The following is a 13,023-nucleotide window of genomic DNA, read 5'->3' as shown; positions in this document are numbered from 1 at the left end:
GGGAGACCCACCTTGTCCACGACAGACAGGCAACTGCGGGTCGGCATGGTCGGCTACGCGTTCATGGGCGCCGCGCACTCGCAGGCGTGGCGCACCGTGAACCGGGTGTACGACCTGCCGACACGGGCCCGGATGGCGCTCATCTGCGGCCGGGACGCCGGAAAGGTGGCCGACGCCGCCGACCGGCTCGGCTGGGAGGCGTACACGACCGACTGGCGCGACCTCGTCGCCCGGGACGACATCGACGTGGTCGACGTCTGCACACCCGGGGACAGCCACGCCGAGATCGCCCTCGCCGCGCTGGCCGCCGGCAAGCACGTGCTGTGCGAGAAGCCGCTGGCCAACACGGTCGCCGAGGCCCGGGCGATGGCCGCCGCGGCGGCCACGGCGCGGGCGTCCGGCGTGCGGTCGATGTGCGGGTTCAACTACCGCCGGGTGCCCGCGGTCACGATGATGCGCCAGCTCGTCGCCGACGGGCGGCTCGGGGTGATCCGGCACGTCCGGGCGACGTACCTGCAGGACTGGATCGTGGACCCGCAGTTCCCCCTGGTCTGGCGGTTGCAGCGGGACCGGGCGGGCTCCGGCGCGCTCGGCGACATCGGCGCGCACATCATCGACCTGACCCAGTACGTCACCGGGCAGCGGATCAGCGGGGTCAGCGCCGTGACGGAGACCTTCGTCAAGGAGCGCCCGCTGCCGGGCGGGTCGAGCGGGCTGGCGGCCACGGTGGACGGTGGCGCCGTCGACGGCAACGCCGCAGACGGGCACCGCCCGGCCACCGGCACGGTCACCGTCGACGACGCGGCGGTCTTCGTGGCCCGGCTCGACGGCGGCGCGCTGGCCACGTACGAGGCGAGCCGGTTCGCCACCGGCCGCAAGAACGCGCTCCGGGTGGAGATCAACGGCTCTCTCGGGACCGTGGCCTTCGACCTGGAACGCCTCAACGAGCTGGAGTTCTTCGACGCGACGCGACCGGCCGCCGAGCAGGGCTTCAGCCGCATCCTGGTCACCGAGGGCGAGCACCCCTACATGTCGGCGTGGTGGCCGCCCGGCCACCTCATCGGCTACGAGCACTCCTTCACCCACCAGATGCGGGACTTCGTCGAGGCGGTCGCCACCGGCACCGACCCGGCCCCCTCCTTCGCCGACGGGCTCCAGGTCCAGCTCGTGCTGGACGCGGTCGCCCGGTCGGCGGAGCTGGGCTCCTCGTGGACGGAGGTGGAGCCCGCGCTGGCCTCGGTGGCCGTCTGAGCCACCTCCGGCGCCGACCGGCGAGGGACCGGCCGCGGTTGCGCCCCGCGGCCGGGACGAGGTCGGGACCGGAGGACGTGCAGCCGGGCCGCCACGGCCCGGTGGCGCACGAGCAGGACGGTCGTCCGGTGCGGCCGGACCGGGATTCCCCGGTCGCACCGGAGGACCGCCACCACCCCGGCGATCCCGCCGGGCTGCGTCACCCCACGACGTCCGGTCGGGGCGCGCCGTCGTCCCGGCCGGCGGATGCGGGGGAGGCAGGGGCGAGACGCCGACCGACCCTGCCTGCCAGCCCCGTCCGTCCGCGCCCGCACCGGGAGCCGGTCCGGCGTCGTCGCCGCCGACGTCGACACCGGGCCGGTCGGCTCCCCCGGTGCGGCCGGCGGACGGGGCCCATCCGCACAGATCCATATCTTTCCGAACAAACTTCTGATATCCATGTAAGCCAATGCACGGCTGGTTCCTCCTGACGGGAAGGAGCACCATGCGTACGGGTGTCTGGCTGGTGGGGGCGCGCGGCTCGGTCGCGACCACCAGCATCGTCGGGGCGCTCGCCCTGCGGGCCGGGCTCACCGACCCGACCGGCTGCGTCACCGAGCTGCCCGACCTGCGCGGGCCCGCCCTGCCGGCCTTCACCGACCTGGTCCTCGGCGGGCACGACGTCGCCACCGTCCCGCTGGCCAAACGCGCCGAGGCCCTCGCCGCCGCCGGCGTGCTGCCCGGCCGGCTGGTCGCCGCCCTTCCCGAGGAACTGGCCGCCGTCGAGCGTGAGCTGCGCGCGGCCCCCACCGCCGGCACCCAGGCGGACCGGGCCGCCGCGACCGTACGCGACCTCACCGACTTCCGGGGCCGGCACGAGCTGGACCGGGTGGTCGTGGTCAACGTCTCGGCCACCGAACCGGTCGCCCGACCGCACCCGGCGCACGCCGACCCGGACACGCTGCGGGCCGCGCTCGCCGGTCCCGAGGAGGTGCTGCCGCCCAGTTCGCTCTACGCGTACGCGGCGGTGCTGGCCGGCTGCCCGTACGTCGACTTCACGCCGTCCACCGGGCTGCGGCTGCCGGCCCTGGCCACGCTGGCGGCGCAACGCGGGATCCCGTACGCCGGGCACGACGGCAAGACGGGGGAGACCCTGGTCAAGTCGGTGCTCGCGCCGATGTTCGCGATGCGGCACCTGGCGGTGCGCTCCTGGTCCGGGGTGAACCTGCTCGGCGGCGGCGACGGCGCCACCCTCGCCGACCCGGCCGCCAACGCGGCCAAGGTGGAGAGCAAGCAACGGGTGCTCGGCGAGACGCTCGGTTACCTCCCGCAGGGCGGCACCAGGATCGAGTACGTCGAGGAGCTGGGCGACTTCAAGACCGCGTGGGACCTGGTCACCTTCGCCGGCTTCCTCGGCACCGGGATGCGGATGGAGTTCACCTGGCACGGCTGCGACTCCGCGCTGGCCGCGCCCCTGGTGCTCGACCTGGCCCGGCTCGTCGCCGCCGCGCACGCCGCCGGTCACACCGGCCCCCTGCACGACCTGGCCTTCTTCTTCAAGGACCCGCTCGGCGCGTCCACCCACTCGCTGGCCGACCAGTGGACCCGGCTGTGCGGCTTCGCCCGCCGGCTGCACGCGGGAGGTGCCGATGCCCCGCGCGGCTGACCTCGTCGAGCTGGTCCGGGCCCCGGCCGCGCTCTCGGTGCCCGGCGACGTCGTCGCCGGCGCGGCCGCGGCCGGTGCGCTCGACCGGCGTACGCCCGCCCTGGCCGCCGCGTCCGTGCTGCTCTACTGGGCGGGAATGGCCGCCAACGACTGGGCCGACCGGCGGCTGGACGCCGTCGAACGCCCGGAGCGGCCCATCCCCAGCGGCCGGGTCGCCCCCGGGACCGCGCTCGGCCTCGCCGCCGGGCTCACCGCCGCCGGGGTCGCGCTGGCCGCCGCCGCCGGGGGTCGGCGCGCCGCGAGCGTCGCCGTCCCGCTCGCCGCCGCCGTCTGGGGGTACGACCTGGCGGCGAAGTCGACCGCCGCCGGACCGGCCGTGATGGCCGCGTGCCGGGGGCTGGACGTGCTGCTCGGCGCGACGGGCGGCCGGGTGCTCAAGGCGGTGCCGGCGGCGGTCACCGTGGCCGCGCACACGTGGACGGTCACCGCGCTCTCCCGCCGGGAGGTCACCGGCGCCGACGCGGCGCTGCCGCTGCGTACCCTCGCCGGCACCGCCCTGGTCGTCGCCGCCGCCACCGTCCCGACGGGGCGTGCCCGGTCCGCCGGTCCCGCGATGCCCCGCCGGCGGCGCGGCTCGGCCGGCGTCGAGGTGCTGCCGGCCCTGCTGGCCGGCGCGTACGCGGCCCGCTACGGCGCGGCCCAGGCCCGGGTGGTGGCCGAGCCCTCCGCCGCCCGGGTGCGCGCGGCGGTGGGGGCCGGGATCACCGGGCTGCCCGCGTTGCAGGGCGCCCTGGCCGCGCGCGCCGGGGCCGGGCTGCTCGGGCTGGCGGTGGCGGCGGCCGCGCCCCTGGGCCGCCGGCTGGCCCGGAAGGTCTCCCCGACATGACCGCCCCGCGCCCCCGGCACGCGGCCCCGGAGCCCCGGAGTCCCGGGGCGGCCGGCCGGGACGGCGGCGGGCTGCGGTTCGGCTACGGGACCAACGGGTTCGCCAACCACCGGCTGGCCGACGCGCTGGCGGTCATCGCCGACCTGGGCTACCAGGGCGTCGCGCTCACCCTGGACCACGACCACCTCGACCCGTTCGCGCCCGCGCTGGCCCGGCGGGTCGCCGCCGTCGCCCGCCGGCTGGCGGCGCTCGGCCTCGCCGTGGTCGTCGAGACCGGCGCGCGGTACCTGCTCGACCCGTGGCACAAGCACGCCCCGACGTTGCTGCACGACGACCCGACGCGGCGCGTCGAGTTCCTGCGCCGGGCCGTGCGGATCGGCGCCGACCTGGGCGCGGAGGCCGTCTCCTTCTGGGCCGGCGTACGCCCCGACGCCGTCCCGCCGCCGACGGCCTGGGACCGGCTGGTCGCCGGCTGCGCGACGGTGGTGGACGCCGCCGACGTGGCCGGGGTGACCCTCGGCTTCGAACCGGAGCCGGGAATGCTCGTCGAGGACATCGCCGGCTGGCGCCGGCTGCGCGCCGCGCTCGGCGACCCGGCCCACTTCGGCATCACCCTCGACATCGGACACTGTCGCTGCCTGGAGCCGCAGCCGATCCCCGCGTGTGTGCACGAGGTGGCCGAGCGCCTGGTCAACGTGCAGATCGACGACATGCGCCGGGGCGTGCACGAGCACCTGGAGTTCGGTGCCGGCGAGATCGACTTCCCGCCGGTGCTGCGGGCCCTGGCCGACGCCGGCTACCGGGGGCTGGTCGCCGTGGAGCTGCCCCGGCACTCGCACGACGCCCCGGCCGTCGCCGCCCGCTCGCTCGACTTCCTGCGTACCGCCACGAAGGAAGCCGCGCAACGGCATCGGTGACGGGGGCCACGCGCAGGGCAGCACGAGAGAGGAGACGGGATGACACCGGATTCACTGCGGGCCGCGCTGCGGGGGGTGCCCGAGCCCGACTGGCTCGACGCGGCGTTGCGGCGGGTGGCGGCGGAACCGGCGGCGATCGGCGGGCTCTTCGCGGCTGCCGGCCGGCGCTGCGGCCGGGCCCCGCTGCCGGAGCCGGCCGGCTGGAGCGCCGACGAGGCGGCCCGGGCACTGCTGCTGACCGCGCTGCCCGCCGACCACGCCCCGCACGCCGAGTCGCTCTACCGCCACGGCGACGCCGCCGAGAAGCGGGCCGTGCTCAAGGCCCTGCCGCTGCTGCCGATCGGCGCGGCCGGGGTGCCGCTGCTGCACGACGCGATCCGCACCAACGACACCCGGCTGGTCGCCGCCGCCCTCGGCCCGTACGCCCGGCACCTCGACCCGGCCGCCTGGCGGCAGGCGGTGCTCAAGTGCGTGTTCACGGGCGTGCCGCTGGCCGTGGTGCACGACCTCGACGCCCGCGCCGACGCGGAACTCGCCGCGATGCTCGCCGGGCTGGCCGCCGAGCGGCAGGCCGCCGGCCGCACGATGCCCGCCGACGCCACCGCCCTGCTCGACCGGCTCACGACCGGCCCCGTCCCGATCACCGCCAGGGAGGCGTGATGCGCATCTTCGACCCGCACATCCACATGACCTCGCGGACCACCGACGACTACGAGCGGATGGCCGCAGCCGGCGTCCGGGCGGTGGTGGAGCCGGCGTTCTGGCTCGGCCAGCCCCGCACCAGCGCCGCCTCCTTCGCCGACTACTTCGACTCGCTGATCGGCTGGGAGCCGTTCCGGGCCGGGCAGTTCGGGGTCCGCCACCACGCCACGGTCGCGCTGAACCCGAAGGAGGCCAACGACCCGCGCTGCCGCCCGGTGCTCGACCTGCTGCCGCGCTACCTCGACAAGGACGGCGTGGTGGCGGTGGGCGAGATCGGCTACGACTCGATGACGCCGGAGGAGGACGACGCGTTCGCCGCCCAACTGGCCCTGGCCGTGGCGTACGACCTGCCGGCGCTGGTGCACACCCCGCACCGCGACAAGGCCCGGGGCGTGGAGCGCAGCCTCGCCGTCGTGGCCGAGTCCGGCATCGAGCCGGGCCGGGTGGTGCTCGACCACCTCAACGAGGTGACGGTGAAGCTGGTCCGGGACACCGGCTGCTGGCTGGGCTTCTCCATCTACCCCGACACCAAGATGTCGCCGCCGCGCATGGTGGAGCTGCTGCGGGCGTACGGGACCGAGCGGGTGCTGGTCAACTCGGCGGCCGACTGGGGGCGCTCGGACCCGCTGCTCACCCGGGCCACGGGGGAGGCGATGCTGCTGGCCGGCTTCACCGCCGACGACGTCGACCGGGTGCTGTGGCGCAACCCGGTCGAGTTCTACGGCCAGTCCGGGCGGCTCGACCTGGCCGACCTGGACCTGGCCGAGCTGGACCCGCCGACCGGCACCTTCGCCGGCAACTCGATCCTGCGCGGCGGCAGCTGATGCGGCTGCGGCACGCCGGCGGCGACACCGTCCACCTCGGCTACTGCACCAACGTGCACCCCGCCGAGGACCTCGCCGGCATCCTCCGCCAGTTGGACACCTACGCCGTGCCCGTCCGCGAGGCGGTCGGCGCGGACCTGCTCGGCCTCGGGCTGTGGCTGGCCGCCCCGGTCGCCGCCGAGCTGGCCGCCGACCCGGCGGCCCGTCGCCGGCTGCGTACCGAGCTGACCGTTCGGGGGCTGGAGGTGGTCACGCTCAACGGCTTCCCGTACGCGGCCTTCCAGGCGCCGGTGGTCAAGGGCGACGTCTACCACCCGGACTGGACGACGGGCGGGCGGCTCGCGTACACCCTGGACCTGGCCCGGGTGCTTGCCGACCTGTTGCCGGACGACGCGGCCCGGGGCTCGGTCTCCACCCTGCCGCTGGCCTGGCGACGGCCCTGGGACGCCGCCCGCACGGACGCCGCGCGCCGCCGGCTCGACCAGCTCGCGGCCGGTCTCGCGGTCGTCGAGCGGGACACCGGCCGACCGGTCCGGGTCGGCTTCGAGCCGGAGCCGGGCTGCGTGGTGGAGAGCACCGGACAGGCCGTCTCGGCACTGTCCGGTGTGGACACCGACCGCCTCGGCGTCTGCCTGGATCTCGCCCACCTCGCCTGCGCCTGGGAGGAGCCGGCCGACGCGCTGCGCCGGCTGCGGGCCGCCGGCCTGCCGGTGGTGAAGGTGCAGGTCTCGGCCGCCATCGAGGCGCCGGCCGAGGCGACGGCGGCGCTGCGCCGCTGGGTGGAGCCGCGCTTCCTGCACCAGACCCGCGCGGCGGGCTGCGCGGGGGCGGCGGATCCGGCGGACCCCGCCCACGCCGCCGACGACCTGGACGCCGCCCTGGCCGCGCGGCTGCCCGGGCCGTGGCGGGTGCACTACCACGTGCCGCTGCACGCCCCGCCCGAACCGCCGCTCGACTCCACCCTGCCGGTGCTGCGCGCCGCGCTGGCCGCCCTCTACGCCGGGCCCGAGGCGGGCTGCGACCACCTCGACGTCGAGACGTACACCTGGGGGGTGCTGCCGGCCGCGCGGCGGCCGGGCACCGACGCGGAGCTGGCCGCCGGGATCGCCGCCGAGCTGACCTTCGCCCACGCCGAGCTGGTCGCCCTCGGCCTGGCGCCGGCGGGCCGCCCGGCACCGGTGACGGCGGAGGTACGGCGATGAGCGAGCGTCAGCGAGTGAATCATCGACACTGCGCCGGGGTGCCTCATGGCGGCGCCGAGCGGAGCGAGGTGACGACATGAGCCGGCGGCTGGTGGTGCTGGACGTGGTGGGGCTGACCCCGCGCCTGCTGGCGCACATGCCCCGGCTGCGCGCGGTCGCCGACGCCGGCTTCCGCGCCGAGCTGGGCACGGTGCTGCCCGCGGTGACCTGCTCGGTGCAGTCGACCTTCCTCACCGGGGCGCTCCCGGCCGAGCACGGCATCGTCGGCAACGGCTGGTACTTCCGGGACCTCGGTGAGGTGCTGCTCTGGCGGCAGCACAACGCCCTGGTCGGCGGCGAGAAGCTCTGGCAGGCGGCCCGCCGGGCCGAGCCCGGCTACACCGTCGCCAACGTCTGCTGGTGGTACGCGATGGGCGCGGACGTGGACTGGACGGTCACCCCGCGCCCCGTCTATCACGCCGACGGGCGCAAGGAGCCGGACTGCTACACCGACCCGCCGGAGCTGCACGACGCGCTCACCGACCGGCTCGGCACCTTCCCACTGTTCAACTACTGGGGGCCGGGCGCGGGGCTGGCGTCGTCGGCGTGGATCTGCCAGGCCGCCGAGCGGATCCTCGCCGAGCAGTCCCCGGACCTGACCCTGGTGTACGTCCCGCACCTCGACTACGACCTGCAACGCTTCGGCCCGTCCTCCCCGCAGGCCGCCGCTGCGGCGGCCGAGCTGGACGGGGTGCTCGGGCCGCTGCTGGACGCCGCCCGGGCCCGGGACGCCACCGTGGTGGTGCTCTCCGAGTACGGCATCACCGACGCCTCCCGCCCGGTCGACGTCAACCGGCTGCTGCGCGCCGAGAAGCTGCTGCGGGTGCACACCCAGGCCGGCATGGAGTACCTCGACCCGTGGACCTCGCGGGCCTTCGCGGTCGCCGACCACCAGGTCGCGCACGTCTACGTCCGTGACCCGGCCGACGTGCCGGCGGTGGCGAAGCTCTGCGCCGCGCTGCCCGGGGTGGCCGAGGTGCTCGACGCCGACGGCAAGGTCGCGCACGGGCTGGACCATCCGCGCGCCGGAGAACTCGTCCTCGTCGCCGAGCCGGACGCCTGGTTCACGTACTACTACTGGCTCGACGACACCCGCGCGCCGGACTTCGCCCGCCTCGTGGAGATCCATCGCAAACCCGGCTACGACCCCGCGGAGCTGTTCTTCGACCCCGCCGCCCCCGGTGCCGCCAAGCGCCGCGCCGCCGTGGCGCTGGCCCGCAAGAAGCTCGGGCTGCGCTACCTGATGAGCGTGGTCGGGCTGGACGCCGGCGCCCGGGCGGTGCGCGGGTCGCACGGGCGGCTCCCCGCCGACCCGGCCGACGGGCCGGTGCTGCTCTGCTCCGACCCGTCCGCCGCCCGGGACCGGGTCGCCGCGACCGAGGTGAAGGCCCTGCTGCTGGAGCTGGCGGGGCTGGTCCCGCCGGCCGCGCCGCCGCCCCGGACCGCGCCGCCGCCCTCTGCGGCGGCCGGACGACCGGGGGAGGCGTCGTGACCGTCACCGTCGCACCCCCCGACACCGGCGAACTGCGGGCCCGTGTCGACGCCGAGCTGGCCGCGTTCCTCGACCGGCAGGGCCGGGACTGGCCGGACGGCGCGCCCCGGGGCGTCTTCACCGCGCTGCACCGGTTCGTGCTGGCCGGCGGGAAGCGGCTGCGCCCGCTCTTCTGCTACTGGGGCTGGCGGGGCGCCGGCGCCCCCGACGGCACCCCGATCGTGGTGGCCGCCGCCGCGCTGGAGCTGTTCCACGCGTTCGCGCTGATCCACGACGACATCCTCGACGGCAGCGACCGCCGTCGGGGCGAGCCGTCGGTGCACCGGCTCTTCGCCGACCTGCACGCCCGCTCGTCCTGGCGGGGCGACCCCGAGGCGTACGGGCGCAACACGGCCCTGCTCTGCGGCGACCTGTGCGCCGCCTGGTCGGACCAGATGTTCCACGAGTGCGGGCTGGAGGCCGCGCGGGTGCACCGGGGGTGCGCCGTCTTCGCGCTGATGCGCACCGAGGTGATCGCGGGCGAGTACCTGGACCTGGTCTCCGGGGTGGGCGACGGCTCGGTGGCCAGCGCGCTGACCGTGATCCGGATGAAGGCTGCCCGCTACACGGTCACCCGGCCGCTGCAGATCGGGGCGACGCTGGCGGGGGCGGGCCCGGGGCCGGTCGCCGAGCTGGCCGCGTTCGGCGACCCGCTGGGCGACGCGTTCCAGCTGCGCGACGACGTGCTGGGGGTCTTCGGCGATCCGGCCGTCACGGGCAAGTCGGTCCTGGACGACCTGCGGGAGGGCAAGCCGACGGTGATGATGGCGCTGGCCCGTGGCGCCGCCGACCGGGCACAGGCCGCCAGGCTGCGGGAGCTGTTCGGCAACCCGGCGCTGGACGCCGACGGGGCCGCCGAGCTGCGGGGGATCATCGAGCGTACCGGCGCGCGCGAGCGGATCGAGCGGATGATCCGGGTGCGCGCCGATGCCGCCCTGGCGGCCCTGGCGGAGGCTCCCGTGACCCCCGAGGCCCGTGCCGCCCTCGCCGCCCTGGCCGCCCAGGCCGTCGACCGTTCACTCTGAAGCTGCCGCCACCGGGTGCCTCCGGGACTTTTCGCGGGATCGACGAAAGTTCGCGCCCACCGGCCGGAACGTGTGGACACATAGACGTGCGTCGTTTAATGTCGGGCCATCGCGAAGATGTTTCGTCGAGGTGAACCGGCGGCGCGGGAACCCATCGACTGGTGACCTCCGAGCGGTGGCACCCCACCCCTCGCAGGTCACGGCCGGCCGGGAAACCACCCGGCGGCCGACCCCATCCCCGCTACGGCATCCGGCGCGACGGCGCGCGCCCGCCCTGGCAGTCACCGGTCAGGAAGGGACGGCACACCCATGTCCACGAAGGACGCCCCCACCCACGGAACCGGGCGACGGTCCGCCGCCGCCGGCACGGCGCTGCTACTGGCCGCCACCGCCACGGTCGCCCTCGGCGCCGGCCCCGCCGCGCTGGGCGGCCCCACCCCGGCCCGGGCCCACCCCGTCGTCGGCACCGACTTCCAGCAGGTCACCCTCGCCAAGGGCGTCGCCGAGGTCGGCGAGCCCATGACGATCGCGGTGCTGCCGGACCGGTCGGTCCTGCACACCGCCCGCAACGGCACCGTCCGGCGTACGGACTCCGCCGGCACCACCTCGGTGATCGGCACGCTGCCGGTCTACACCCACGACGAGGAGGGGTTGCAGGGCATCGGGGCGGACCCGGACTTCGCCGGCAACCGGCACATCTACCTCTACTACGCCCCGCCGCTGTCCACCCCCGCCGGCGACGCACCGGCGACCGGCACCGACTTCTCCGCCTGGCAGGGCGTCAACCGGCTCTCCCGGTTCACCCTCAACGCCGACTTCACCATCAACACCGGCAGCCGGGTCGACATCCTCGACGTGCCCGCCGACCGGGGCATGTGCTGCCACGTCGGCGGCGACATCGACTTCGACGCCGCCGGCAACCTCTACCTCTCCACCGGCGACGACACCAACCCGTTCGACTCGGCCGGGTACGCGCCGATCGACGAGCGCACCAACCGCAACCCCGCGTACGACGCGCAGCGCAGCGCGGCCAACACCAACGACCTGCGCGGCAAGATCCTGCGGATCAGGGTGAACGCCGACGGCACGTACGCGATCCCGGCCGGGAACATGTTCGTCGACTCGGACCCGAGGACGCGCCCCGAGATCTACGCGATGGGCTTCCGCAACCCGTTCCGGATGAGCGTCGACCGGGCCACCGGCATCGTTTACGTCGGCGACTACGGGCCGGACGCCGGCACCACCAGCGCCCGGGGCCCCAGCGGACAGGTCGAGTTCGACCGGGTCACCGGCCCCGGCAACTACGGCTGGCCGTACTGCACGGGCACCAACACCGCCGCCGAGACGTACGCCGAGTGGGACTTCGCCACCGGGACCGCCGGGGCCAAGTACAACTGCGCCGGCGGGCCGACCAACAACTCCTTCCGCAACACCGGCCTGCCCACCCTGCCCGGGGCGAAGCCCGCCTGGATCCGGTACGCCGGCGACACCGGCAGCCCGCCGGAGTTCGGCGGCGGCTCCGAGTCGCCGATGGCCGGCCCGGTCTACCGGTACGACGCCACGCTGGACTCCGCCACCAAGTTCCCGCAGTCCTTCGACGGGCAGTTCTTCGCCGGGGAACTCGGCCGGGGCTGGGTCAAGCCGATCCACCTCGACGCCGGCGGCGCGCCCGGCACCATCGACACGTTCCCGTGGAACGGCAAGCAGGTCATGGACATGGCGTTCGGGCCGGAGGGCGCGCTCTACGTGCTGGACTACGGCACCGGCTACTTCAACGGCGACGCCAACTCGGCGCTGTACCGCTACGACCACATCGCCGGCGGCAACCGCGCGCCGACCGCGGTCGCCGCGGCCGACAGGACCTCCGGCACGGCGCCGCTGACCGTGAACTTCTCCTCGGCCGGGTCGTCGGACCCGGAGGGCGGCGCGCTGACGTACTCCTGGAACTTCGGCGACGGCACCACGTCGACGACGGCCAACCCCAGCAAGACCTACACCGCCAACGGCACCTACCGGGTCACGCTGACCGTCCGTGACCCGCAGGGCGCCACCGGCACGGCGAACGTGCAGATCGGGGTCGGCAACACCGCGCCCACGGTCACCATCAGCAGCCCGGCCAACGGCCAACTGTTCAGCTACGGCGACACCGTGCCGTTCAGCATCACCGTGACCGACCCGGAGGACGGCGCGATCGACTGCACCAGGGTCAGGATGACCTACGTGCTCGGCCACGACAGCCACGGCCACCAGATCACCTTCAGGACCGGCTGCTCGGGCTCGATCACCATCCCCGTCGACGGCGAGCACGACGACGCGGCGAACATCTTCGCCATCTTCGACGCGGAGTACACCGACGCGGGCGGGCTGACCACGCACAAGCAGCACACCCTCCAGCCGCGCAAGCGCCAGGCGGAGCACTTCAGGACGTCCTCCGGCGTCAACACCTTCGACAAGGCCACGGCCGAGGGCGGCAAGACCGTCGGCGACATCCACAACGGCGACTGGGTCGCCTTCGAGCCGTACAAGCTCGACGACGCGACCTCGTTCAGCGCCCGGGTCTCCTCGGCCGGCTCCGGCGGCACCCTCCAGGTGCGGGCCGGCTCGGCCACCGGCACCGTGCTCGGCACCGCGACGGTCCCCGTCACCGGCGCCTGGGACACGTTCACCACGGTCAGCGGCAGCCTGTCGGGGGCGCCGGCCGGCACCACCACGCTCTACCTGACCTTCACCGGCGCCGGCACCGGCGCGCTCTACGACGTCGACTCGTTCACCTTCACCACCGGCGCGACGGTCCGCACCGGCCCGGTCGTCGGGCTCGGCGGCAAGTGCCTGGACGTGCGCAACGCCGCCACGGCCGACGGCACCCAGATCCAGGTCTACGGCTGCAACGGCACGGCGGCGCAGAGCTGGACGGTGACGCCGAACTCGACGGTGCGGGCGTTGGGCAAGTGTCTGGACGTCTCGGGTGGCGGTTCGGCGGACGGCACGAAGATCCAGCTCT

Annotated in this window: 10 protein-coding genes; all 10 read left to right on the top strand. The window is 75.4% G+C overall.

Annotation, left to right across the window (positions count from 1 at the left end; translation table 11 throughout):
* The first annotated feature begins 12 nt into the window (after positions 1–12).
* Positions 13–1,251: a Gfo/Idh/MocA family oxidoreductase gene (locus AB0G14_RS26505; RefSeq protein ID WP_357701810.1), complete on the top strand. Its 1,239-nt coding sequence runs from the start codon at positions 13–15 to the stop codon at positions 1,249–1,251.
* 484 nt (positions 1,252–1,735) lie between these two features.
* Positions 1,736–2,896, top strand: a complete 1,161-nt coding sequence (locus tag AB0G14_RS26500) for an inositol-3-phosphate synthase (protein ID WP_357701808.1) — start codon at positions 1,736–1,738, stop codon at positions 2,894–2,896.
* Positions 2,880–3,782, top strand: a complete 903-nt coding sequence (locus AB0G14_RS26495; RefSeq protein WP_357701806.1) for an SCO3242 family prenyltransferase — start codon at positions 2,880–2,882, stop codon at positions 3,780–3,782. Before AB0G14_RS26500 ends, AB0G14_RS26495 begins: the two co-directional genes overlap by 17 nt.
* Positions 3,779–4,699, top strand: coding sequence for a sugar phosphate isomerase/epimerase family protein (locus AB0G14_RS26490; protein WP_357701804.1), 921 nt, complete (start codon positions 3,779–3,781; stop codon positions 4,697–4,699). The genes AB0G14_RS26495 and AB0G14_RS26490 overlap by 4 nt, the downstream gene beginning before the upstream one ends.
* A 39-nt stretch (positions 4,700–4,738) precedes the next feature.
* Positions 4,739–5,359, top strand: a complete 621-nt coding sequence (locus AB0G14_RS26485; RefSeq protein ID WP_357701802.1) for an EboA domain-containing protein — start codon at positions 4,739–4,741, stop codon at positions 5,357–5,359.
* Positions 5,359–6,225: a TatD family hydrolase gene (locus AB0G14_RS26480; RefSeq protein ID WP_357701800.1), complete on the top strand. Its 867-nt coding sequence runs from the start codon at positions 5,359–5,361 to the stop codon at positions 6,223–6,225. The genes AB0G14_RS26485 and AB0G14_RS26480 overlap by 1 nt, the downstream gene beginning before the upstream one ends.
* On the top strand, positions 6,225–7,427 hold the full coding sequence (eboE, locus tag AB0G14_RS26475) for a metabolite traffic protein EboE (protein WP_357701798.1): 1,203 nt from the start codon (positions 6,225–6,227) through the stop codon (positions 7,425–7,427). Before AB0G14_RS26480 ends, eboE begins: the two co-directional genes overlap by 1 nt.
* Before the next feature lie 76 nt (positions 7,428–7,503).
* Positions 7,504–8,958 carry a nucleotide pyrophosphatase/phosphodiesterase family protein gene (locus AB0G14_RS26470; protein ID WP_357701797.1) on the top strand — a complete coding sequence of 485 codons (1,455 nt, stop codon included), beginning with the start codon at positions 7,504–7,506 and terminating at the stop codon, positions 8,956–8,958.
* Complete coding sequence (locus AB0G14_RS26465; protein WP_357701795.1) at positions 8,955–10,022, top strand: polyprenyl synthetase family protein; 1,068 nt, start codon at positions 8,955–8,957, stop codon at positions 10,020–10,022. The genes AB0G14_RS26470 and AB0G14_RS26465 overlap by 4 nt, the downstream gene beginning before the upstream one ends.
* Positions 10,023–10,331: 309 nt before the next feature.
* Positions 10,332–13,023, top strand: a 2,692-nt coding sequence (locus AB0G14_RS26460) for a PQQ-dependent sugar dehydrogenase (protein WP_357701793.1), incomplete at its 3' end; no start/stop codon positions are given.

Source organism: Micromonospora sp. NPDC023814 (assembly GCF_040639595.1).
Classification (GTDB): Bacteria; Actinomycetota; Actinomycetes; order Mycobacteriales; family Micromonosporaceae; genus Micromonospora.
Note: the sequence above shows the minus strand (reverse complement) of the source record. Positions and strands in the feature narration are given on the sequence as shown.